At 72.5% G+C, this 23272-nt stretch carries 20 protein-coding genes and 1 riboswitch; of the genes, 9 read left to right on the top strand and 11 right to left on the bottom strand.

The features are described from left to right. The first annotated feature begins 115 nt into the window (after window positions 1-115). From JWN97_RS00135 to JWN97_RS00120, 4 genes are all read left to right on the top strand, one after another. Entirely contained in the window at window positions 116-583 is a 468-nt protein-coding gene (locus JWN97_RS00135; protein WP_297616250.1) for a bifunctional nuclease family protein, read from the top strand. A gap of 269 nt (window positions 584-852) precedes the next feature. After that, window positions 853-1395 carry a MerR family transcriptional regulator gene (locus JWN97_RS00130; protein ID WP_363321230.1) on the top strand — a complete coding sequence of 181 codons (543 nt, stop codon included), beginning with the start codon at window positions 853-855 and terminating at the stop codon, window positions 1393-1395. 94 nt (window positions 1396-1489) lie between these two features. After that, window positions 1490-1600: riboswitch (glycine riboswitch) on the top strand. A gap of 132 nt (window positions 1601-1732) precedes the next feature. Beyond that, entirely contained in the window at window positions 1733-4552 is a 2820-nt protein-coding gene (gcvP, locus tag JWN97_RS00125; protein WP_297616253.1) for an aminomethyl-transferring glycine dehydrogenase, read from the top strand. Next, the gene (locus JWN97_RS00120; RefSeq protein WP_297616244.1) at window positions 4549-5835 is read left to right on the top strand and encodes a serine hydrolase domain-containing protein; all 1287 of its coding nucleotides are present in this window, start codon (window positions 4549-4551) and stop codon (window positions 5833-5835) included. Before gcvP ends, JWN97_RS00120 begins: the two co-directional genes overlap by 4 nt. Before the next feature lie 22 nt (window positions 5836-5857). Here the strand turns inward: JWN97_RS00120 and JWN97_RS00115 are convergent, their stop codons facing one another. From JWN97_RS00115 to JWN97_RS00095, 5 genes are all read right to left on the bottom strand, one after another. After that, complete coding sequence (locus tag JWN97_RS00115; RefSeq protein ID WP_297616241.1) at window positions 5858-7258, bottom strand: metallopeptidase TldD-related protein; 1401 nt, start codon at window positions 7256-7258, stop codon at window positions 5858-5860. Continuing rightward, window positions 7258-8778 carry a TldD/PmbA family protein gene (locus JWN97_RS00110; RefSeq protein ID WP_297616238.1) on the bottom strand — a complete coding sequence of 507 codons (1521 nt, stop codon included), beginning with the start codon at window positions 8776-8778 and terminating at the stop codon, window positions 7258-7260. Before JWN97_RS00110 ends, JWN97_RS00115 begins: the two co-directional genes overlap by 1 nt. Window positions 8779-8863: 85 nt before the next feature. Then, on the bottom strand, window positions 8864-11848 hold the full coding sequence (locus JWN97_RS00105) for an SMC family ATPase (RefSeq protein ID WP_297616235.1): 2985 nt from the start codon (window positions 11846-11848) through the stop codon (window positions 8864-8866). Beyond that, a complete protein-coding gene (locus JWN97_RS00100; protein ID WP_297616233.1) occupies window positions 11845-13017 on the bottom strand; it encodes an exonuclease SbcCD subunit D in 1173 nt (390 codons plus the stop codon). Before JWN97_RS00100 ends, JWN97_RS00105 begins: the two co-directional genes overlap by 4 nt. Window positions 13018-13072: 55 nt before the next feature. Then, window positions 13073-13900, bottom strand: coding sequence for a formate dehydrogenase accessory sulfurtransferase FdhD (locus tag JWN97_RS00095; RefSeq protein WP_297616231.1), 828 nt, complete (start codon window positions 13898-13900; stop codon window positions 13073-13075). 171 nt (window positions 13901-14071) lie between these two features. On the opposite strand from JWN97_RS00095, the gene JWN97_RS00090 reads away from it, so the two are divergent. Together JWN97_RS00090 and JWN97_RS00085 are read left to right on the top strand one after the other, a co-directional pair. Next, on the top strand, window positions 14072-14215 hold the full coding sequence (locus JWN97_RS00090; protein WP_297616228.1) for a hypothetical protein: 144 nt from the start codon (window positions 14072-14074) through the stop codon (window positions 14213-14215). 81 nt (window positions 14216-14296) lie between these two features. Continuing rightward, on the top strand, window positions 14297-14728 hold the full coding sequence (locus tag JWN97_RS00085) for an OsmC family protein (RefSeq protein ID WP_297616225.1): 432 nt from the start codon (window positions 14297-14299) through the stop codon (window positions 14726-14728). 28 nt (window positions 14729-14756) lie between these two features. On the opposite strand, the gene JWN97_RS00080 is transcribed toward JWN97_RS00085, so the two are convergent. Both JWN97_RS00080 and JWN97_RS00075 read right to left on the bottom strand, forming a co-directional pair. Further along, on the bottom strand, window positions 14757-15473 hold the full coding sequence (locus tag JWN97_RS00080) for a peptidylprolyl isomerase (protein WP_297616222.1): 717 nt from the start codon (window positions 15471-15473) through the stop codon (window positions 14757-14759). 25 nt (window positions 15474-15498) lie between these two features. Then, a complete protein-coding gene (locus JWN97_RS00075; RefSeq protein ID WP_297616219.1) occupies window positions 15499-16338 on the bottom strand; it encodes an aldo/keto reductase in 840 nt (279 codons plus the stop codon). 121 nt (window positions 16339-16459) lie between these two features. On the opposite strand from JWN97_RS00075, the gene JWN97_RS00070 reads away from it, so the two are divergent. Continuing rightward, window positions 16460-16741 carry a hypothetical protein gene (locus tag JWN97_RS00070; RefSeq protein ID WP_297616216.1) on the top strand — a complete coding sequence of 94 codons (282 nt, stop codon included), beginning with the start codon at window positions 16460-16462 and terminating at the stop codon, window positions 16739-16741. A gap of 634 nt (window positions 16742-17375) precedes the next feature. Here JWN97_RS00070 and JWN97_RS00065 read toward each other — a convergent pair. Next, window positions 17376-17726, bottom strand: coding sequence for a DNA polymerase ligase N-terminal domain-containing protein (locus JWN97_RS00065; protein ID WP_297616213.1), 351 nt, complete (start codon window positions 17724-17726; stop codon window positions 17376-17378). A gap of 14 nt (window positions 17727-17740) precedes the next feature. On the opposite strand from JWN97_RS00065, the gene JWN97_RS00060 reads away from it, so the two are divergent. Beyond that, entirely contained in the window at window positions 17741-17992 is a 252-nt protein-coding gene (locus JWN97_RS00060) for a hypothetical protein (protein WP_297616210.1), read from the top strand. Window positions 17993-18050: 58 nt separating this feature from the next. Here JWN97_RS00060 and JWN97_RS00055 read toward each other — a convergent pair whose 3' ends face one another. Together JWN97_RS00055 and mmuM are read right to left on the bottom strand one after the other, a co-directional pair. After that, window positions 18051-18506 carry a YiiD C-terminal domain-containing protein gene (locus JWN97_RS00055; RefSeq protein ID WP_297616207.1) on the bottom strand — a complete coding sequence of 152 codons (456 nt, stop codon included), beginning with the start codon at window positions 18504-18506 and terminating at the stop codon, window positions 18051-18053. A gap of 109 nt (window positions 18507-18615) precedes the next feature. Further along, window positions 18616-19770 (bottom strand): homocysteine S-methyltransferase, encoded by a 1155-nt coding sequence (gene mmuM, locus JWN97_RS00050; RefSeq protein WP_297616204.1) that lies wholly within the window; start codon window positions 19768-19770, stop codon window positions 18616-18618. Between mmuM and JWN97_RS00045 the strand changes: the two genes are divergently transcribed. After that, window positions 19755-20360 (top strand): zinc finger domain-containing protein, encoded by a 606-nt coding sequence (locus JWN97_RS00045; RefSeq protein ID WP_297616201.1) that lies wholly within the window; start codon window positions 19755-19757, stop codon window positions 20358-20360. The two genes, mmuM and JWN97_RS00045, sit on opposite strands and share 16 nt — an antisense overlap. Window positions 20361-20381: 21 nt before the next feature. On the opposite strand, the gene JWN97_RS00040 is transcribed toward JWN97_RS00045, so the two are convergent. Next, window positions 20382-22763: an excinuclease ABC subunit UvrA gene (locus JWN97_RS00040; RefSeq protein ID WP_297616198.1), complete on the bottom strand. Its 2382-nt coding sequence runs from the start codon at window positions 22761-22763 to the stop codon at window positions 20382-20384. Window positions 22764-23272 lie beyond the last annotated feature (509 nt).

The raw sequence follows: 23272 nt of genomic DNA, 5'->3' as shown, positions 1-23272 counted from the left end.
AGCTGACCTCGGGTTGAGGTTGGGCTGACGTCGGGTTGAGGTCGGGTTGAGCTCGGTGCTCGGCCTTGCTGTGCTGGCCGTTCCGGTGCCCTGGGGTGCGGAGTAGGGTTGTTGCATGCGGGAAGTCGATGTCATGGGAGTCCGGGTGGAGATGCCCTCCAACCAGCCGATCGTCCTTCTGCGGGAGGTGTCGGGGGAGCGCTACCTCCCGATCTGGATCGGCGCCGTGGAGGCCACGGCCATCGCGTTCGCCCAGCAGGGGGTGATCCCGCCGCGACCGCTGACGCACGACCTGATGCGTGACGTCCTGGCCGCCACCGGCCAGCGGCTCGACGAGGTGCGCATCATCGACATGCAGGACGGTGTCTTCTTCGCGCAGCTCGTCTTCGACGGCGGCGCCGAGGTGGGTGCCCGTCCCTCCGACTCGATCGCGCTCGCGCTGCGTACGGGCACCCGGATCGTGTGCGCCGAGGCCGTCCTCGACGAGGCCGGCCTGGCCGTCCCCGCCGAGCAGGAGGACGAGGTCGAGCGCTTCCGCGAGTTCCTCGACCACGTCTCGCCGGACGACTTCGAGTCGCCCTAGCGTGAGCCGTAACACTCACCCTCAACCTGAGGTTGAGGGTTGCGACACGCCGGGGCGTGGATGGACAACCCGAACTCTCGGGCTTACCTTGAACTGTCTCTGTTGTAACTCCACCGCTGTGGTTGTCAGATCCACGACATCGAGCGGGCCCTTCCCCCGGAGTTACTGCTCAGCGGAGGAACTGACCTGGAGGGTCTGCTGTGGGTGTCAACGAGAACGAACAGGGCGCGGACGTCGCCAAGGCCAAGGCTGCCTCGGAGGCAGCAGAGCTGGCCGAGGAGCAGGGCCTGCTCTTCGCCGACGACGTCTCCCCGCTGCCCAGCGACACCGGCTACCGCGGTCCGACCGCGTGCAACGCGGCCGGCATCACCTACCGCCAGCTCGACTACTGGGCGCGCACCGGCCTGGTCGAGCCCAGCGTGCGGGGCGCGGCCGGCTCCGGTTCGCAGCGCCTCTACTCCTTCCGCGACATCTTGATCCTCAAGGTCGTCAAGCGACTGCTCGACGCCGGGATCTCCCTCCAGCAGATCCGCACCGCCACCGCGCACCTGCGTGAGCGCGGCACCGACGACCTGACCCGCGTGACCCTGATGAGCGACGGCGCCTCGGTCTACGAGTGCACCAGCAACGACGAGGTCATCGACCTGCTCCAGGGCGGCCAGGGCGTCTTCGGCATCGCGATCGGGGGTGTCTGGCGCGAGATCGAAGGCACCCTCGCCGAGCTGCCCAGCGAGCGCACCGCCGAGGAGCCGTCGACCTCGGTCGCCGGCGACGAGCTGGCCGCGCGGCGCGCTGCCCGCCAGACCGGCTGAGCACCACCGACCACCCCGACTCTCCGACGAGGCCGCCCGCACACCGGGCGGCCTCGTCCATTTCCGGGCGCTGGCGCTAGACTTCGCACCGCTGACATCCCACGCGGGAGAGTCATCCCGGCCGGTCGAGGTTTGACCGGACGTGGTGCGCCGAAGGGGCAATTCCTCCCCGGAACCTCTCAGGCACCCGGACCGCGTGGGTTGGCACTCTGGAGGCCACCGGGCCGACAGAGGGGGAGGTCAAGCGTTGTGACCTCAGGGAGCCCACGTGCCGGACGCCAATCCCCCCAGCGAGCAGACCGCCACCGACGCCTCGACGGTGGCGTCGAGCGCCGCGATGGGTGAGTTCGTCGCCCGTCACATCGGCCCCGACGACGCCGACATCGCGCGCATGCTGCAGGCCATCGGGCACGAGTCCCTCAAGTCCCTGATGGCCGCCGCGGTCCCGGGCGGGATCCGGACGGCGGCCGCGCTCGACCTGCCTGAGCCGCTCGACGAGGAGGCCACCGCGCGGGCGCTCCGCACCCTGGCCTCGCAGAACCGGCCGGCCGAGGCGATGATCGGCTTGGGCTACCACGCGACCATCACGCCACCCGTCATCCGGCGCAACGTGCTGGAGGACCCCTCCTGGTACACCGCCTACACGCCCTACCAGCCGGAGATCTCGCAGGGCCGGCTCGAGGCGCTGATCAACTTCCAGACCGTGGTCGCCGACCTCACCGGGCTGCCGACGGCCAACGCCTCGCTGCTCGACGAGGGCACCGCCGCGGCAGAGGCGATGACGCTCGTACGCCGTGCCCAGCGCAACGCGACCGGCCCGTTCGTGGTCGATGCCGACGCCCTGCCGCAGACCATCGAGGTGGTCCGCACCCGTGCCGAGGGCATGGGCATCGAGGTCGTGGTCGCCGACCTGACCCAGGGGCTCCCCGACGGCGAGCTCTCCGGGGTGCTCCTCCAGTACCCCGGCGCCTCCGGTGCGGTGGCCGACCCCCGTCCCGTGATCGACGCGGCCCACGAGCGCGGCGCGCTGGCCGTCGTGGCGGCGGACATCCTGGCCCTCGCGCTGCTGGAGGCCCCCGGCACCTTCGGTGCGGACGTCGTCGTCGGCTCGTCCCAGCGCTTCGGCGTACCTCTCTTCTACGGTGGTCCGCACGCGGGCTTCATGTCGGTCTCGGCCGGCCTCGAGCGGCACCTGCCGGGGCGCCTGGTCGGGGTCTCCGTCGACGCGGAGGGGCGCCCGGCCTACCGCCTTGCGCTGCAGACCCGCGAGCAGCACATCCGTCGCGACAAGGCCACCTCCAACATCTGCACCGCCCAGGTCCTGCTCGCCGTGGTCGCCTCGATGTACGCCGTCTACCACGGGCCCGAGGGCCTGCGGCGGATCGCGCGGCGTACGCACGAGCACGCCAACCGGATCGCCGCGGCACTGCGCGCCGGGGGAGTGGAGCTCGTCAACGACACGTGGTTCGACACCCTCACCGTGTCGGTCCCGGGCCGCGCCGGCCAGGTCGTCGCCGCGGCCCGCACGGTCGGGCTGCACCTGCGGCTCATCGACGTCGACCACGTCGGCCTCTCCACCTCCGAGCGCACGAGCGCCGCGACGGTGGTCGCCGTCATGCGGGCCTTCGGCGTGCCGTCCGCCACCGACGACGCCCCGTCGGGCCTCCCCGAGGCGCTGCACCGCACCACCGAGTTCCTCACCCACGAGGTCTTCAACTCACACCACAGCGAGACCCAGATGCTGCGCTACCTGCACCGGCTGGCCTCGCGCGACTACGCGCTGGACCGCGGCATGATCCCGCTGGGCTCGTGCACGATGAAGCTCAACTCCACGACCGAGATGGAGCCGGTGAGCGTGCCCGGCTTCGCCGACCTGCACCCCTTCGCGCCGGCCCAGGACGCGACCGGCTACCGCGAGCTCGTCGACGACCTCGAAGGCTGGCTGGCCGAGGTCACCGGCTACGACAAGGTCTCGGTGCAGCCCAACGCCGGGTCGCAGGGCGAGCTCGCCGGGCTGCTCGCGATCCGCGGCTACCACCGCGCCAACGGCGACACCGACCGCAACATCTGCCTGATCCCCTCGTCCGCCCACGGCACCAACGCGGCCTCCGCGGTCATGGCGGGCATGAAGGTCGTCGTGGTGAAGGCCTCCGACGACGGGTCGGTCGACCTCGACGACCTGCTCGCCAAGTGCGACCAGCACGCCGAGACGCTGGCCGCGATCATGGTGACCTACCCCTCGACCCACGGGGCCTACGAGGACACCATCACCGACCTCTGCAAGATGGTGCACGACCACGGCGGCCAGGTCTACGTCGACGGCGCCAACCTCAACGCGCTCCTCGGCTATGCCCGCCCGGGCGAGTTCGGTGGCGACGTCTCGCACCTCAACCTGCACAAGACCTTCTGCATCCCGCACGGCGGTGGCGGTCCGGGCGTCGGCCCGGTCGCCGTACGCTCCCACCTGGCGCCGTACCTCCCGTCGCACGGCTGGCACCCCGACGTCGAGAAGCGGCAGGGGATCGGTCCGATCAGCGCCGCACCCTACGGCTCGGCCGGCATCCTGCCGATCACGTGGGCCTACATCCGGATGATGGGCGCGCAGGGCCTGACGCGGGCCACCGCGGTGGCGGTGCTGTCGGCCAACTACATCGCCCACCGGCTCGAGGAGCACTTCCCGGTGCTCTACCGCGGTCACGGCGACCTCGTCGCGCACGAGGCGATCCTCGACCTGCGCCAGATCACCAAGGCCAGCGGCGTGAGCGTCGACGACGTGGCCAAGCGCCTGGTCGACTACGGCTTCCACGCCCCGACGATGTCCTTCCCGGTCGCCGGCACGCTGATGGTGGAGCCCACGGAGTCCGAGGACCTCGCCGAGATCGACCGCTTCTGCGACGCGATGATCGCCATCCGTGGCGAGATCGCACGGGTGGAGGCCGGCGAGTGGACGCCCGAGGACTCGCCGCTGCGCCACGCGCCCCACACCGCGCGTGCGCTGGTCGGCGACTGGGACCGCTCCTACTCGCGCGAGCTGGGGGTGTTCCCGCAGGGCATCGATCCCGACAAGTACTGGCCGCCGGTGGCGCGCATCGACCAGGCCTACGGTGACCGCAACCTCGTGTGCGCCTGCCCGCCGCCGGAGGCGTTCGCCGAGTGAGCGACCAGCGGCAACGGCTGCTCGACGTCGCGCAGGCCGAGGGCCGCCTGACGTCGGTGGTCGGTGCCGTGTTCGACCGCTACGGAGCGGTGTGGGCGGGTGGGGCGGGTGATGCGCCCGGCATCGACGGGCAGTACCGCATCGGCTCGATCACCAAGACGCTCACGGCGGTCCTGGTCATGCAGGCCCGCGATGCGGGGCAGCTCGACCTGTCCGACCGGCTCGGTGACCACCTGGGCGAGGTCGGCTACGGCGAGGTGACGCTGCGTGACGCGCTGGCCCACACCTCGGGCATGCAGAGCGAGCCCCGCGGCGGCTGGTGGGAACGCACCCGGGGGGCCGACTTCGCCGCCCTCACCTCGGCCAACGACGGCGCCGGTCGCGTCGCCGGGCCGGGGGAGTGGTTCCACTACTCCAACCTCGGCTACGGCCTGCTCGGCGAGGTCGTCGCGCGTCGTGCCGGTGTGCCGTGGCGGCGGCTCGTCTCCGAGCGCCTCCTCGCGCCGCTGGGGATGCGCTTCACCTCCTACCTCCCGCGGCCGGGCGCCCAGCCCGGCTGGAGCGTGGACCACTTCACCGGGATCCGGGTCCACGAGCCGCTCACCGACACCGGTGCCATGGCACCGGCCGGCCAGCTCTGGTCGACGCTGGCCGACATGGTCACCTGGGGCCAGGTCCTCGGCGGTGCGCGGCCCGACGTCCTCGCCGCGGAGACGCTCGCGGAGATGCGCCGACCCGTCACCGACGACTACGGGCTCGGGCTGATGCTGGGCCTGCACCCCGGTGGCCGGCTGGTCGGGCACAACGGCTCGATGCCCGGCTTCCTCGCCGCCCTGCACGTCGATCCCGACAGCGGCATCGGGGCGGTGGCGCTGACCAACGCCACGACCGGCATCAACCCCCGCGACCTCGCCGTCTCGCTGATCGAGGGAGATCCCGACGCGGCCGAGGAGCGACCGGCGCCCTGGCGCCCGACCCTCGTGCTGCCGACCGAGGTGCAGGGTGTGCCTGGGGTGTGGTTCTGGGGCAACACGGCCTACGAGGTGCGCTGGCACAACGAGGGCCTCGAGCTGCGGCACATGGCGCGCGGCGGTGTGGTGACCGACCGGTTCGAGCTGGTCGACGGGGCCCTGGTCGGGGTGCTCGGCTACCACCGCGGCGAGCTGCTGGACGTCGTACGCCGCCCGGACGGTGCGATCTCGCACCTGGAGTGCGCGACCTTCGTCTATACCCGCACGCCCTACGACCCCGCCGTGAGGATCCCGGGCGGCCACCCGCGCTGAGCGTGTCCCCGCACGTGCCGGCTCAGACGCCCTGCGACACGCTCGACATGTTGAAGTCGGGGATCCGCAGGGCGGGCGTGGCGGTGCGCGAGAAGTAGTCGTCGCCCCACTCGCGGCTGAAGCTCGGCACCGACGCGGTCGCCGCGCTGAAGCGGTTGAGCAGGTCGATCGGGCTCTCGTTCCAGCGGAAGTTGTTGGCGGCACCGACGATCTCGCCGTCCTCGATGACGTAGACGCCGTCACGGGTCAGGCCGGTGAGCAGCATCGACTGCGGGTCCACCTCGCGGATGTACCAGAGGCAGGTCAGCAGCAGGCCGCGCTGGGTGCCGGCGATCATGTCGTCGACCGTCCCGGCACCGTCGCCCACCTCGAGGATGAGGTTGTCGATCATCGGCGTGACCGGCTGGCCCGTCATCGCGGCGGAGTGACGGGTCTGCAGCAGCGCGGTCAGCAGCCCGTCCTGGATCCAGTCGGTGCGCTCGAGCGGGAGGCCGTTGTCGAAGACGGAGTCGGTGTTGTCGGAGGCACCGGCCACCACGAAGGGAGCGCACTCGAGGCCGGCGTAGTGCGGGTCGGAGAAGAGGTTGACTCCCGGCGCCGCGACCTTGTCGCCGATGCGGGTGCCGCCACCGCGTCGGCTGTAGACCGACTCGCCCTCGTGCGCGACCCGCGCGCCCGCGCCCCAGTAGGCGTCGATCATCAGGTCCGCGACCGACGAGGGCGGGAGGATCGTGTCGTAGCGGCCGGCGGCGAGGTCGATGCGTCGCTCGGCCCACGCGAGGCGCTGCGCGACGGTGGCCGCCATCGCAGTCGCGTCGACGTCGCGGAAGTCGCGGGTGGCACCGCCGGTCCAGGCGCTGCGGGTCAGCGAGGTGTCCTTGCCGGTGCAGGCGTAGTGCCCGGTCGGCTGGACGTGCCGCAGCCGCAGGCCGCGGGTGGAGCCGAGGTAGGTGGTGGAGACGTCGTGGTTGACGAAGCCGTAGAGCAGCCGGTCCTCGCCGCTCGCCTGGCGGAACGCCTCGCCCAGCGCGGGTGCGAAGGCGTCGTACACCCCGATGTCGGTGGTCTCGGGCTCGACGTCCCAGTCGGGCGACGTCGACGGGCCGACGAGCTCGGCGACGTCCTCGGCAGGGAAGCCGGCGCGTGCCGCGGCATCGGCCGCTTGCACCAGGGCGGTGACCTGCTCGGTCGTCGCCGCGCTGCCCGACACGGACCCGGTCGCGATGCCCCCGTCGACGCCCGCGAAGCTGACCACCGTCACCGAGACCTCGGTCATCACGCCGTTGGTGGTGAGGGTGTTGTTGGCCCAGCGCAGGTTGGCGCTGGTGACGTCGCGGACGATCGCGATGCAGTCGTCGGCGGTCGAGGTCGCGAGCGCGTGCTCGACCAGCTGTTGGGCCGTGCTGCGCTGGGAGATCGTCATCAGTGGCCTGCCTCGTCGATGGTGTTGAGGATGTTGACGCCGCGGAACAGCGCCGTCGGGCAGCCGTGGCTCACCGACGCCACCTGCCCGGGCTGGGCCTTGCCGCAGTTGAACGCTCCGCCCAGCACCCAGGTGTCCGCACCGCCGACCGCCTCCATGGAGCCCCAGAAGTCGGTCGTGGTGGCCTGGTAGGCCACGTCGCGCAGCATCCCGTCGAGCTTGCCGTCGATGATCTTGTAGAAGCGCTGACCGGTGAACTGGAAGTTGAAGCGCTGCATGTCGATGCTCCACGACTTGTCACCGACGACGTAGATGCCGCGCTCCACGCGGGAGATCAGGTCGTCGGTGGAGAGGTCGTCGGTGCCGGGCACCAGCGAGACGTTGGCCATCCGCTGGATCGGGATGTGGCCCGACGAGTCGGCGTAGGCACAGCCGTTGGAGCGGCCGCCGTTGAGCTCCGGCTTGAGGTGCCCCATCGAGCGGTCGAGCTGGTAGCCGACGAGCACCCCGTCGCGGACGATGTCCCAGGTCTGGGTCTGCACGCCCTCGTCGTCGTAGCCGATCGTGGCGAGGCCGTGCTCCTGGGTGCGGTCGCCCAGGACGTTCATCACGTCGGAGCCGTAGCGCAGCGTGCCGAGCTTGTCGTAGGTCGCGAACGAGGTGCCGGCGTAGTTGGCCTCATAGCCGAGGGCACGGTCGAGCTCAGTGGCGTGCCCGATCGACTCGTGGATGGTGAGCCAGAGGTTGGAGGGGTCCACGACCAGGTCGTAGGTCCCCGCCTCGACGCTGGGCGCCTTGAGCTTCTCGGCGAGGAGATCGGGCACCTCGGCGATCTCGGCGTCCCAGTCCCAGTGGGCGCCGGTGAGGTACTCCCAGCCGCGGCCGGCGGGCGGGGCGATCGACGCCATGGAGTCGAAGATCCCGGTCTGCTCGTCCTCGCCGGTGGCCTCGAAGCCCGGCTGGAGGCGCACGCGCTGCTGGGTGGTGCGGGTCCCGGCCAGGTCGGCGTAGTACTTGTTCTCCTGCACCTGCTGCAGGAACGCCGTGGCGTGCGCGACGGCGGCGCCGGTGCGCAGCCGCTCGGTCCAGTCGACGAGCAGCGCGGCCTTCTCCTGCGTCGGCACCTCGAGCGGGTTGATGTCGTAGCCGGAGACCCAGGTGACGTCGTCGTGGACCGGCTCGGGCGCCAGCTCGACCGGCGTCGTGGTCATCGTGGCCGCCACCTGCGCGACCGCGACCGCGGTCTCGGCGATCCTGCGGGCCTCGTCGTCGGTGAGCACGACCCCGGAGGCGAAGCCCCAGGCGCCGCCGTGCACGACGCGGACGGCGAAGCCGAGGTCCTCGGCGTCGCTCGCGGTCTGGAGGATGCCGTCGCGGGCGCCGAGGTACTGGTAGCGAATGCGCTCGAGGCGGAAGTCCGCGTGGCTCGCCCCCAGCTCCCGGGCTCGGGCCAGGGCCACGTCGCCGAGGCGACGGTGCGGCAGGTCGCTGAAGGTCGGGTCGAGCCCGGGCGCACTCATGCGACGAACCTATCCGAGGCCAGTCGATCCCTGGCCGAGACGTGCCCGAGCCTCAGCCGAGACTCAGCCGAGACTCAGCCGAGACTCAGCCGAGACGCAGCGTGGTCCGGCTGCCGTGTCGGCCGCGATGCACGCGCAGCTGCGTGGGGATGCGGGTCTGCAGCTCGGGGACGTGGCTCACCACGCCGACCACGCGTCCGCCGTCGCGCAGGGCGTCGAGGGTGTCCACGACGTCCTCGAGGGTCTCGGAGTCGAGGGACCCGAAGCCCTCGTCGACGAAGAGCGTGTCGAGGTCGGTGCCGCCCGCCTCGTCGGTGATGACGTCGGCCAGGCCGAGCGCCAGCGCGAGGGACACCACGAAGGTCTCGCCGCCCGAGAGGGTCGCGGGGTCGCGGCTGTCGCCGGTCCAGTCGTCGCGCACCAGGAGGCTGAGGCCGCCACGCGTCTCACCGGCTCCGCGCTTGCCGGTGTGCACGAGGGAGTAGCGCTGGTCGCTCATCGTCGACAGGCGGAGGTTGGCCGCCTCGACCACCTGGCCCAGCCGGTGGGCGAGGACGTAGGCGGACAGGCGCATCTGGAGGCGGTTGTCGGGGTGCTTGCCCTCGACGAGCGATGCCAGCTCGGAGGCGAGGTCGTGGTCTGCGCGGACGGGCGCCCACGCGGCGAGCGCGGCCTCCATCTCGCCGGCCAGCCCGTGGAGGCGACGAACACGGTCGCGCAGGGCCAGGTCGGTCTGGCGCGCGAGCGCGGCGGCCTCCTTGGCCCGGTGGTGCTCCTGCGCGAGGGCCTCGAGGTCGGGCGCCTCGGCCGCGGCGGCGCGCAGGAGGGCCTCGTCGGCCAGCAGGTCGCTCACCCTGGCCACCTCGCGCTCGTGCCGGTCGATCTGCTGCTGGAGCGTGGCGATCTCGGCCTCGGGCAGCCATGCGGCGGCAGCGCGGGCTGACGAGTCGAACCCGGCCCGGCCCGCGAGCGCGTCGGCCGCCTCCTGGGTGCTGGCGGCGGAGGTGCGCGCACGGGCGAGGTCGGCGTCGACCTCGGCGCACTGCTGGGCGAGGGCCTCGACCTGCTGGTGGAGGGCCGTGAGGGCGTCGAGGTCGGAGCCGTCAGGGACGACCTCCGCGACCTGGGCGACCAGGCTCTCGATCCGTGCCGAGAGCACGGCGACCTCGGTGTCGAGACGGGCCACCGTCGTAGTGAGCCGCTCGAGCTCCTGGCCGAGGCCCCGCTGCTCGGCGAGGAGCGCGTCGACGCGCGCGCTCCGCGCGTCGAGGGTCGCTGCCCGGCCGCGGGCCTGGTCGAGGCGCGCGAGCGTGTCGGCCTCCTGGGCCAGGAGGAGCTCGAGGGGTTCGCCGGACTCGGCGAGCGCCGTGGCCCGCCTGGTCTCGAGTCCGCGCACCTGCTGGGCGTGGGCCTCGACGACGACCTCGAGGTCGTCGACCTGGCGGCGCGCCTCGCGTTCGGCGACCTCGTCGGGTGCTCCCGGCGCCGGCGAGGCGGGGGAGGGGTGGTCGGCCGATCCGCACACCGGGCAGGACGCGCCGACCGCCAGCTTGGTCGCGATCTCGGCGGCCATGCCGTCCAGGCGACGCTCGCGGATCTCCACGAGCGTCTCCCTCGCCAGGAGGCGCGCCTGGGTGGCCGCGCTCATCGCGTGCTCGGCCCTCGCCAGCTCGATGGCGAGCGCCTCCGCCGACCGGGCGGCCCGGATGCGCGAGCGCAGCACCTCGAGCCCGGCGTCGAGGTCGGTGACGAGGAGGACGGCCTCGCGTGCGGCGGCGAGCTCGGGCGCGAGCGCAGTCAGCAGCGCGGGGATCTCCTCCGTGCGGGCCTCCACCTCGTGCAGCTCGGCGGCGGCCTCGTCACGGGTCCGGTGGAGTCGGGCGAGCTGCTGCTCCAGGTCGAGGCCCTGGCGCTGCAGGGGACGGATCCGCGCGATGTCGGTGAGGGTCCGGGTCGCCGTACGACGGTGCTCGGCGACCTGCTGGTCGTCCAGCGTGGTCTCACCGAGCAGCCCGAGGAGGGCCTCCCGCGCGGCGCGGCCCTGCTCGTCGAGGTCGCGCACCTCGGCGCCGGCCCGCAGCGCCAGCTCGTGCAGCGGTCGGACGGTGGCGGCACGCTCGGCCTCGAGCACGGTCTGCTGGCGGGTGGCGTGCTCCGGGGCGGCGGCCTCGAGGTCCGCCCACGCGCGCCGGGCTGCTGCGTGGGTGGCCCGGAGCCCGGCGAGCTCGATGCCGGCGGCGGAGGCCCGGGACGCTGCCATCTCGGCGGCCGACGCGGACTCGACCTCGACGGCCTGCGCCTCGGACGCGGTGACGGCGCTCGTGGTCAGCTCGGCGATCCAGGCGCTGAGCGACCCGGGGTCGGTCGGCCAGTCGGTGGGTGCGGACGCGCCACCCACCTCGCTGACCCGGCTCGCGAGGTCGGCGACGGCCCTCTGGTGCCCTTCCGAGCTGCGTCGCAGCTCGACGCGGCGATCACGCAGCCAGCGCTCGGTGCGGTCGAACCGTCCGGTCTGGAAGACCTGCTGGAGCAGGGCGTGGCGCTCCTCGGAGCGGGCCCTCAGGAAGGCCTGGAAGCGCCCCTGGGGGAGCATCGCGACCTGGCAGAACTGGGTGAGGGTCATCCCGACGAGCCGGGTGACCAGGTGGCCCGTCTCGTCGAGACGGGTGCTGAGCGGGTGCCACGCATCGGTGCCGTCGTCGGCCCGGCGCCGCTCCGAGATGACGACACGCGCCTGCTCGGTGGTCGTCCCCGAGCCGCGCTTCTTGGGGCGGGTCCAGGCGGGCGAGCGGTCGATCCTGAACCGGCGGCCGGACAGGGTCGCCTCGAGCACCACGCGGGGTACGACGTCGTCGCCGGCATGGTCGGAGCGCAGTCGCTTGGCTGCCGCGCGGTCGCCGGGGACGTCGCCGTAGAGGGCGAAGCAGACGGCGTCGAGGACGCTGGACTTGCCGGCCCCGGTCGGGCCGCTCAGCAGGAACAGGCCGGCCTCCGACAGCGCGTCGAAGTCGATCCGCACAGGGTCGGGGAAGGGACCGAACCCGACGATGTCGAGCTGGTGGAGCCTCACGCGGCACCACCTGCCCGGGCGCCGGCCAGCACGTCCTGGTCGGGGTCGTGGCAGCAGGCGTCGAACGCGTCCTGGAGCAGGTCGGACTCTGCCGTCGTCGCCGGGACGCCGCGCACGTGGCGGACGAAGTCGAGGGCGATGGCGTGGTCGCTGGTGCCGGTCGGCGGCCGGGCCGGGGCCCGGTCGTCGGTCACCGGTGTCGGGAACTGCAGCACCAGGGTGTGCGGGAACCGCTGGCGCAGCTGCTCCATGGCGCGGGCCGGCCGGGGCACGTCGGTGAGGGTCGCCTGCACCCAGTCGTGCTCGCGGTCCGCGAGCGCGGGGTCGACGAGCAGGTCGGCGAGCGATCCGGAGATGCGCGAGAGCCGGCGGGGGACCGGTGCGTCGACCCAGTGCGCCGCGGTGAATCCCTCGGCGCCGAGCTCGACGAGCCACGAGCCCTTGGCCTGGTCGGCCTCGGAGAAGGAGTAGGCCAGGGGGGAGCCGGAGTAGCGCAGGGCGGGGGAGAGGACGTGGGGCCCGTGGAGGTGGCCGAGCGCGGTGTAGTCGATGCCGTCGAAGGTGCTCGTGGCCACCCGGGAGACCCCTCCGACGCTGATGTCGCGCTCGGACTCCGACGGCGTGGCTCCGGCGACGAAGGCGTGGGCGAGCACGACCGAACGGGTCCTCGTGCGCGCGGCCAGGTCGCGGCGCACGCGGGTCATCGCCTCGGTCAGGGCGGCCTCGTGGCTGCGGCGGCCCAGGGACCACGGCTCCAGCAGGGCGGAGGGATCGAGGTAGGGGATGGCGTGGATGGCGACGTCGCCGTGCCGGTCCCCGAGCACGACCGGCGTGCCGACGCTGGCGGCGTCGGTGCGGACGAAGACGCCCGCGGCGTCCATCAGCCGGGACCCGAAGCCGAGGCGCTGGGCGCTGTCGTGGTTGCCGCTGCTGACCACGACTTGGGCGCGTGAGGCGGCCAGCCGGGCGAAGGTCTCGTCGGCGAGGGCGACCGCGTCGACGTGGGGGAGCGCCCGGTCGTAGACGTCGCCGGAGACCACCACGACGTCGACCCGCTCCGACTCGACGACCCCGAGGAGGTGGTCGACGAACGCACCCTGGTGACCCAGGAGGTCCTCGCGGTGGAAGGACCTCCCGAGGTGCCAGTCGGAGGTGTGGAGGATGCGCACCCCCCGAACCTAGGACGCCGCACCGACACCGGTGCGCACCCACGCCGCGGAGCGCTCAGCCGTAGCGGACGGTGCGACCCGGCGAGGTGAATCCCCACAGGTCGATCCCGGCCTCGCCGGCCAGCCGGGCCGCCAGGCTCGTCGGGGCCCCGACCGCCACGATCGAGCCGATGCCGCTGGCGGCGGCCTTCTGGACGAGCTCGAAGCCGACCCGGCCGCTCAGCACCAGGCACGCGGCCGATGGTTGCTCGCCGGCCAGCACGCGGGCACCCACCACCTTGTCCACGGCGTTGTGCCGGCCCACGTCCTCGCGCACGACCTGCAGCGCCCCGTCGGCACCGGCGAGGCCTGCCGCGTGGACGCCGCCGGTCGTGCGGAAGAGCGTCTGGCGCTCGCGCAGCGCCTCCGGCAGGCGTCGTACGACGTCCGCGCTGGGGCGCGCGCCCGACCAGGTCTTCGCCGTCCGGGTGGCGAGCGCCTCCGCGATGCTGTCCTTGCCGCACACGCCGCAGGCCGAGGACCCGGCGGACGCCGCGACGTGGCGGTGGGGGAGGTCGGCGTCGCCGGTGAGGGTCACGGTGACGACGTTGAACTCCTGCTCGGGGGCGAGGTCGGCGTCGGTGCAGTAGGCGACCTGCGCGATGGCTCCAGGAGCGGCGAGGCCCTCGTTGACGAGCCAGCCGGCGGCGAGCTCGAAGTCGTGGCCCGGCGTGCGCATGGTGACCCACGCCCGGCGCGCGTCCAGGGCCCCGGCGCGCACCCGGATCTCGAGGGGCTCCTCGGTGATCAGGCGGTCCTCCCGCGGCATCTCCCGCTCCGCGGTGTGCTCCACCACGCGGGTCCTCACCGACGGTCCCGGCCGTCGCGCTCGCTCGCTCGTCACGCCCCGACCCTAGCCGCCGCCAGGTGAGCCGTGGTGGCCGAGATCACGTGGTCGCCGATGGGGGGCGGCACCTTCTGCGTCCGTAGAATGTAAGAGCCGCAAAGGAGCGGCCACTTCTTACACAATGCTCACGACAGCGAGGGCCAGAAGCCTTCGGAAGGACAGATCTCCATGACCACGCAGCTGCACCTCGCCAACAGCCTCGTCCACGCGCGGGCTCACTCGGCCGAGGACCGTGCCCTCCTGCGCAGCGTGGAGATCTTCCGTCGTGAGGAGCGCCGTGCCCGGCGCGCCGCGCGTCGATCCACCCGCTGACCCCCTCAGCACGACGTACGCGGACCCCACCGCCGGGTCACCGACACCCTGTCCGAGCACTGCTCTGGCAGGGTGTTCGTCATGACGGACGAGACCCTGCGCAGCATCGAGCTCACCCGGATCGGTCCGGCTCGCTTCAAGGCCACCAACGACCGTGGGGGCGAGACCTTCATGGGCGTCGGGGGAGACGACCCCGACTTCACCCCGGTCGAGCTGCTCCTGGCCGCGATCGCGGGGTGCGGCGCGCTCGACGTCGAGGCGATCACCCACAAGCGCGCCTCCAGCACGACGTTCACCGTGCACGCCGAGGGCGAGAAGGTGCGCGACGCGGACGGCAACCACCTGACCGGGCTGCGGATCGGCTTCGACATCGTCTTCCCCGAGGGCCCGGAGGGCGATGCCGCCCGGGAACGCGTGGAGGCCGCGATCGCGATGTCACGCGACCGGCTCTGCACGGTCTCGCGGACCGTGCAGCTCGGGGCCGACGTGACCTACGAGCACCGGGTCTCGTGAGGGGCCCTCTCGTCGACCCCTGGCCGGGTCAGCCGACGGTGACCTTCTCGATGGTGACGTCCTTGTTGGGCGCGCCGCCACCGGCGGGGTTGGCGCCGTCGTTGCCCTCGGCCGCGATCTTCTCGATGGTCGCCAGCCCGGCCTCGTCGATGGTGCCGAAGACGGTGTAGCTCGGCGGGAACTGCGAGTCGCGGAAGACGAGGAAGAACTGCGAGCCGTTGGTGTCCGGGCCCGCGTTGGCCATGGCCAGTGTGCCGGCGGGGTAGGTCTCGTCACCGCCCAACTCGTCGGCGAACGAGTAGCCCGCGCCACCGGCGCCGGTGCCCGTCGGGTCGCCGCACTGGAGGATGCCGAAGCCCTCCTGGTCACCGATGCGGGGGCACGGCGTGTCGTCGTAGAAGCCCTGCTCGGCGAGCGAGACGAACGAGTTCACCGTGCACGGGGCGGCCGTCGCGTCGAGGCTCAGGCCGATGTCGCCGAAGTTGGTGGTCATGGTGGCCGTGACGGTGCCCTCCGCAGGGGCGTCGGCGTCCGGGACGTCCACCTCGCGGGCGGGGTCCTGACCGTCGGAGGGGTAGTCGCACGTGGCGGTCTCGCCGCCGGCGGCCGGCTCCGAGGCGTCCGTGGACTCCGAGGGCGACGCGCTGGACGTGTCGGACGCGGTGTCGGCGTCCCCCTCGTTGCCGCATCCCGCGAGGGCGAGGACGGCGAGGCAGGCGGACACGGCGGCAAGTCGCTTCAGCATGGCGCCGATGGTAGCCAGCGACCAGCTACATCTCCTCATGGGTGTCGGGGTCGCCGCCGAAGAGCCGGCCGTCGTCCTCCCCGAGCGCGGTGATGGCCGACATCTCCTGGTCGGTCAGCTCGAAGCCGAAGACGTCGAGGTTCGCGGCCTGCCGCTGCGGGTCGGCCGACTTGGGGATAGGCAGCGATCCGAGCTGGACGTGCCAGCGCAGGATGACCTGCCCCGGCGAGACGTCGTGCGCCGCCGCGGCCGAGGTCACGGCCGACTCCTCCAGCGGCGCGCGTCGCTTGCCCATCGGGCTCCACGCCTCGGTGCGGATGCCCAGGCGGTCGTGGACCTCGCGCATGTGCGTCTGCGGGAACCGCGGGTGCAGCTCGACCTGGTTGACCGCGGGGGTGACGCCGGTGTCGTCGATGATCCGGAGCAGGTGCTCCTCGGTGAAGTTGGAGACGCCGATCGAGCGCACCAGTCCGTCCTTCTGGAGCTGCACGAGGGCGCGCCACGCCTCGACGTACTTGCCCTGCCCCGGGTTGGGCCAGTGGATCAGGTGCAGGTCGGTCCGCTCGAGGCCGAGGCGCTCGAGGGAGGCGCGGACGGAGGCGATCGCGTCGTCGTAGGCGTGGTGGCGACCGGGGATCTTGCTGGCCACCAGCACCTCGTCGCGCGGCAGGCCGGAGCGCCGGAGCGCCTCGCCGACCTCCGTCTCGTTCTCGTAGTTCACCGCGGTGTCGAGGAGGCGGTAGCCGACCTCGAGGGCGCCGACCATCGCGGCGGTGCCGTCCTCCCCGCGCAGGGGATAGGTGCCGAAGCCGATGGCGGGCAGGGTGGTGCCGTCGTTGAGGACGTACGTCGGGATCTCAGCCATGGCTCCAACCTAGGCTCGGGGGCAATCTCGTCGCCCACCCCCCACAACCGATCCGGTGGCCGTGGCGTCACATCGACACCAGCCCGCCGCCCGATCGGGTGGACGACCTCGGAGGAAGAACATGCGCCGCACCCACCGCCTTGTCCCGCTGATCGCCCTGGTGGCGCCGCTGGCGGTGGTCCTGGGTGGTGCTGGCTCCGCCGCAGCCGAGACAACCTGCGACGGGTTGGTCCCCACGCTCGTGGCGGTCACCGGCACGCCCACGACCGGGACGCCGGGCGACGACGTGATCCTCGGCACCGCCGAGGGAGATGTCATCGACGGAGGCGCCGGGAACGACACCATCTGCGGTCTCGACGGCCGCGACACCCTGGTCGGCGGCCCCGGTGACGACCGGCGCTGAGGCTCGCGTGACGCGCCGACGCGTGGCAGCGTGGGGACATGCGCAACGAGGCGATGGCCGAGCTGGACGTCCTGGCGGGCGAGTGGCGTACGACGATGAGCGACGCCTGGTTCCTGGAGCCGGCCGACCTGGAGGTGCCGGGGGTGGCCTCGGGGGAGTGGCTCCACGACGCGCTGCTCGTGTTCCGCTGGCAGATGCAGGGCGAGGTCGGTGACGCGACGAGCGACATGGTCGTGGTGATCGGGCACAGCGACGCCCAGGGCACCTACACGGCGCTCTACCACGACGAGCGCGGCGTCTGCCGGGTCTTCGAGATGACCTTCGGCGGCGGTCGGTGGGTGCTCGAACGCCACGACCCGGACATGCTCCAGAGGTTCGTCGCCGAGGTCGTGACGGACCGGATCGTCGGCCGGTGGGAGGCGTCGGACGACCGTGGCGCGACGTGGCGCAAGGACTTCGACCTGGTGTTCGACCGGGCCACGCCGAGGGGAGCGGAAGGTCGTCCCTTCTCCGCGCTATCTGACATAATGTCAGTTATCGGCGATATATCCACGCTCGGGGAACCCCCTCTCGGGCGTTGGCGCGTGAGCGTGGAGCTCCAGTGCCACTCAACGGCACCCGAGCACCACGATCGTCAGGCTTGCTCCTTCGTCAGGTGCAGCAGCCACTGGGATCCGCCCGTGTTGATCAGCGCATACCGGCGTACGGCGTCGCGCCCGTGCAGCGAGAACACCAGCCGCCGGTCGTTCCGGTCGTGCTCCTGCCACGTGCCCGTGTCGGCGATCGACTTCTGCTCGTCCTCGTAGTCGACGTGGTCGAGCTCGTGGTCGTCGACGGCGATCGCCAGCCGGTCGTGGGCCGGGTCGTTGGGCAGGCCCTTGGGCACCGCCCAGCTGCGCAGGACGCCGTCCTCCTCGAGCCGCAGGTCGAAGTGCGGGCTCGGGCGACGGTGGTCGTGGAGGACGAAGCGGGCCGGTTCCGGCATGGCACGACTCTGCCATGCGGTGGCCCCCGGCCGCGACGCCTCGGGACCGGGAGCTCGCCTGCACGGTGTTCCAGGACGGTGGCCGCTTCCTCGACCCCGAGGACGACCTGCGGGCCGCGGTCGTCCTGGACGAGCTCGTGCACGCCGGGGACATCCCGCCGATGGTCGGCGTCTTCGTCGACGCGGTCGAGGCCCGCAGCGCCGAGTACGACGCCGGGCACGTACGCCGACTTCCTCGTCGACGAGGTGCTCCCCCGCGTGCGTGACCTGGTCGCCCTGAGCGACGCCCCTCGGCGGCAGTCCCTACCCACCGGCAGCGGCGCATCAGAGGCGTCGGAGCTGGTAGGTCCCCGCGGTCGACGCCACGACCTCCCCCTGCGCATCGGTCAGCGTGGCCTCCAGCACGAACTCCCCCTTGCCGGTCTCCAGCGCGTCGCGCCGCACCCGGGCGACCTCTTCGTCCGACAGCAACGTCTCGGCCCGTACGACGCCCAGCGCGGGCCGTCGGAACCGGATCGTCGACTCCTTGACGATCGGCACGAACCCGGCGAGGTCACCCTCGAGGTCGAAGGTCGCCAGGCTCAGCACCCCGCCCAGCATCTCGGCCACGCTGAACAGCGAGCCGGCGTAGGTGACCCCGAAGTGGTTGACGTTGGGCTCCGGCGGCAGCTCGGCGACCGCCCGGCCGGAGCGGACCTCGACGAGGCGGATCTCCATGGCCTCCAGGATCGGCACCGACCCCACGGCATCGGCGAAGCGGCGGTCGGGACCGTCGGACATTGACCCTCCTCCTGGACCGGAGGAAGGACTGCCTCCACTCCCAACGTACAAGCCATCCCGGGGCTTGCCGCAAGCCCCCACCCGTCGCCACCTGGCCGGGGTGGGGACGTCACGGAGCGAGGGTCGCACGCAGCGACGAGATGTCCGCGGGGCCGACCCGGCAGCATCCCCCCACGAGCCGTGCCCCCGCCTCGACCCAGGCGGACACATCGGTGGGCTCGAAGGCGGAGCGTCCCGTCCAGGCCCGCGCCTCGGCGTCCCACGCCTGTCCCGAGTTGGGGTAGACGACAGCAGGACCGCGAACCCCGGCCAGCGGCACCGCGCGCCCGGCGTCGGCCGGGGTCGTGCAGTTGATCCCGACGGCGACCACCTCGGCGACGTCGGCCGCCATCGCGAAGGCCTCCTCCAGCGGCTCCCCCGCGCGGGTCCGGCCATCCGCCGCCGACAGCGACAGCCACGCGGGCACCCCGGTGCCGTCGAGCTCGGCGAGCACGGCCTCCACCTCGGCGAGGCAGGGCACCGTCTCGATCGCCAGCACGTCGGCGCCGTGCCCCACGGTCGACGCCAGGACGTCGAGACGCGGGCGGTGGAAGGCCCGCAGGCCGGCTACGTCGAGGTCGTAGTCGCCGCGGTACTCCGACCCGTCGGCCAGCACCGCGCCGTACGGCCCCACCGAAGCCGCCACCCAGCCGCCGGGAGACACGGCGTCGCGGGCGGCGGCGGCCAGCTCGACGCTGCGCCGCAGCAGCCGCTCGACCTCGGCGCGGTCGGCCCCGGCCGCGCCGAAGCCCTCGAAGGACACCTGGTAGGACGCGGTGGTCGCGACCTCCGCGCCGGCGAGGAAGAACTCGCGGTGCGCCGCCTCGATCGCGCCGGGGTCGTCGACCAGGAGCCGTGCCGACCACAGGTCCGAGGACAGGTCGTGGCCGTGCTGCTCCAGCAGCGTCGCGAGGCCGCCGTCGAGGATGACCGGGCGGGCCGCGATCGTCTCGCGGAGGTCTCGGCGACTCATGCGTCCATGCTTGCAGGTGAGCCGGGGCTTGGCTTCGTCGGCAACGATCGCCGGGTGCCAGAGGGACACACCATCGACCGACTCGCGCGCCGCCATGCCCGGCTGCTGGTGGGCCAGCGCGTGGCCGCCGACGGCCCGCAGGGGCGCTTCGACGAGGGCGCGCGCCTGCTCGACGGACGGCTCCTGGCGGCGACCGATGCCTGGGGCAAGCACCTCTTCCACCGGTACGACGACCTGTGGCTGCACGTCCACCTCGGGCTCTACGGCACGTTCCGCGACGGCGCGCTGCCCCCGAGCCCCGCGGCGCGCTCCGGCTGCGGCTGCTCGGGGACGTCCACTGGCTCGAGCTGCGGGGGCCGACCGCGTGCGAGGTCCTCACCGACGCCGAGCGCAGGGCCGTGCTGGCGCGGCTCGGCCCCGACCCGCTGCGTCGCCGCCCGGATGTCGGCGCCTTCGTGGCCAGGGTGCTGCGGAGCCGGGCGCCGATCGGGACGATGCTCATGGACCAGGCAGTCGTGGCCGGTGTCGGCAACGTCTACCGCGCGGAGGTGTTGGTCAGGCAGCGTCTCGACCCGTTCCGCGCCGGACGCGACCACGGCACCGCCACGCTCGAGCGCCTGTGGGACGACCTCGTCGTGCTGCTGCGGGCCGGCGTCCGCGCCGGCCGGATCGTCACCACGCTCCCTGACGACCGGGAGCGGCCATCGGGCCGCCCGCGGCGCGTCGACTCGCACTACGTCTACGGGAGGGCGGGTCTCCCCTGCCGCGTCTGCGGCACCGCCGTGCTCGACGCGCTCGTCGCCGCGCGCCGACTCTTCTGGTGCCCGGTCTGCCAGGCGTGAGGACCCACGACCGCGGCGCGGTCAGCCGGCGACGTACGCCGCGAGGTGCTTGCCCGTCAGCGACGGCTTCTTCGCCGCCACCATCTCGGCGGGGGGTCCCTCGAAGACGACCCTGCCGCCGTCGTGACCCGCACCCGGCCCGAGGTCGATGATCCAGTCCGCGTGGGCCATGACCGCCTGGTGGTGCTCGATCACGATGACCGACTTGCCCGCGTCGACGAGCCGGTCGAGCAGGCCGAGCAGGTTGGCGACGTCGGCGAGGTGCAGTCCGGTGGTGGGCTCGTCGAGGATGTAGACCTCGCCCTTCTCGCCCATCTGCGTGGCCAGCTTGAGGCGCTGCCGCTCGCCACCGGACAGCGTCGTGAGCGGTTGGCCGAGCGTGAGGTAGCCGAGCCCGACGTCGGTGAGCCGCTCGAGGATCTTCACCGCCGCAGGGATCTTCGCCTCGCCGTCGCCGAAGTGCTCGCGGGCGTCGAGGACCGACATCTCGTGCACCTCGGCGATGTCCTTCCCGCCGAGGGTGTACTGCAGCACGTCGGCCTGGAAGCGACGGCCCTCGCACTCCTCGCAGGGCGACTCCACGGTCGCCATCGGGCCGAGCTCGGTGAAGATCACGCCCGCGCCGTTGCACGTCGGGCAGGCGCCCTCGGAGTTGGAGCTGAAGAGTGCCGGCTTGACGCCGTTGGCCTTCGCGAAGGCCTTGCGGATCGGCTCGAGCAGCCCGGTGTACGTCGCCGGGTTGCTGCGTCGCGACCCCTTGATCGCGCCCTGGTCGATGACGATCACCTCGTCGCGGCCCGCGAGCGAGCCGTGGATCAGCGAGCTCTTGCCCGACCCGGCAACGCCCGTGACGACCGTCAGCAGGCCCAGCGGCACGTCGACGTCGACGTCCTGCAGGTTGTGCGTGGAGGCGCCGCGCACCTCCAGGCTGCCGGACGCCGAGCGCACCGACTCCTTGAGGCGGGCCCGGTCGTCCAGGTGCTTGCCGGTGATCGTGTCGCTGGCGCGGAGCCCCGCGATGTCGCCCTCGAAGCAGATCGTGCCGCCCGCGGCTCCGGCGGCGGGCCCGATGTCGACGATGTGGTCGGCGATCGCGATGGTCTCCGGCTTGTGCTCGACGACGAGCACGGTGTTGCCCTTGTCGCGCAGCTGCAGGAGGAGGGTGTTCATCCGCTCGATGTCGTGGGGGTGGAGTCCGATGGTGGGCTCGTCGAAGACGTAGGTGACGTCGGTCAGCGACGACCCGAGGTGGCGGATCATCTTGGTGCGCTGGGCCTCGCCGCCGGAGAGCGTGCCGGCGGGACGGTCCAGTGAGAGGTAGCCCAGCCCGATCTCGGAGAACGAGTCGAGCAGGTGCTGCAGCCCCTTGAGCAGCGGCGCCACCGACGGCTCCTCGAGGTCGCGCACCCAGTCGGCGAGGTCGCTGATCTGCATCTCGCACAGGTCGGCGATCGACTTCCCGCCGATCTTGGACGAGCGCGCCTCCGGCGTGAGGCGGGTGCCGTCGCACTCGGGACACGTCTGGAAGGTGACGGCCCGGTCGACGAAGCGTCGGACGTGCGGCTGCATCGCCTCCGGGTCCTTGGACAGCATCGACTTCTGGATCTGCGGGATGATCCCGTTGAAGGTGAGGTTGATGCCCTCGACCTTGATCTTGGTCGGCTCCGCCCAGAGCATCGTGTCCAGCTGCTTCTTCGTGAAGGACCGGATCGGCTTGTCCATCGGCAGGCCCATGCCTTCGAAGAGCCGGCCGTACCACCCGTCCATGGAGTAGCCGGGGACCGTCAGCGCCCCGTCGGCGAGCGACTTGTCGGCGTCGTACAGGGCGGTCAGGTCGATGTCGTTGACCTTGCCCATGCCCTCGCAGCGCGGGCACATGCCGCCGAGGTAGACCTCCTGCTTGACGGTCCTCCTCTCGGTGCGGCCACCCTTCTCGGTGGTCATCGTGCCGCTCGCCTTGCGGGTGGGCACGTTGAACGAGTACGCCGTGGGCGTGCCGACGTACGGCGTGCCGAGCCGGCTGTAGAGGATCCGCAGCATCGCGTTGGCGTCGGTCGCGGTGCCGACGGTGGAGCGCGGGTTGGCGCCCATCCGCTCCTGGTCGACGAGGATCGCCGTCGTCAGCCCCTCCAGGAGGTCGACCTCCGGCCGCGCCAGCGTCGGCATGACGCCCTGCACGAACGCGCTGTAGGTCTCGTTGATCATGCGCTGCGACTCGGCGGCGATCGTGTCGAAGACCAGTGAGCTCTTGCCCGAGCCGGAGACGCCGGTGACGACGGTCAGTCGGCGCTTGGGGATCTCGACGCTGACGTCCTTGAGGTTGTTCACGCGCGCGCCGACCACCCGGATCAGGTCGTGGCGGTCAGCAGCGTGCTGGGCGGACGTGTGGGTGGCCGTGCTCATCGGGTCTCCCTCTGTCGGGCGGGCTCTGCCTCGGACTGACCAGCGGGGGTCGACCTCATCGGCGGCCGGACGCGCCGCCGGTCCGGGCGGCCGCGACGCAGCAACGCCATCGCCCGCTCGATGCGCCGGGTCATCGGAGAGGAGGAGGGGGACCCGCCGTCAGCGGCGCGGAACTCGCGGCTGAGGTGATCGGCCGACATGTGCGCGCCGCGGGCGAGCGTCTCGACACGTCCAGAAGCGGGGCGTACGCCCGGCCGATCCGGTCACGGCCGGCGTGCGACCGCGCGAGGTCACGCAGGTGCTGCCCCTCGGCCGGTCCGATGGTCACCTGCGGGATCGTGCCACGGGACACCGACGGTCTCACCGGTTCCGGAGCGCGGTCTCCCCCCGGCGACGGGCCGACTTCGACGCGCGGCCGGACCGAGATCTCCTTAGGGTCGACCCATGCGAATCCGACGCCCGGTGGCCGCCCTGTTCGTCGCGCTGAGCCTCGTCGGCGGCGGAGCGGG

The organism is Nocardioides sp. (assembly GCF_025965415.1).
In the GTDB taxonomy this organism is placed as follows: Bacteria; Actinomycetota; Actinomycetes; order Propionibacteriales; family Nocardioidaceae; genus Nocardioides.
The sequence above is the reverse complement of the archived record's forward strand: the minus strand, read 5'-3'. Positions and strand labels throughout refer to the sequence as shown.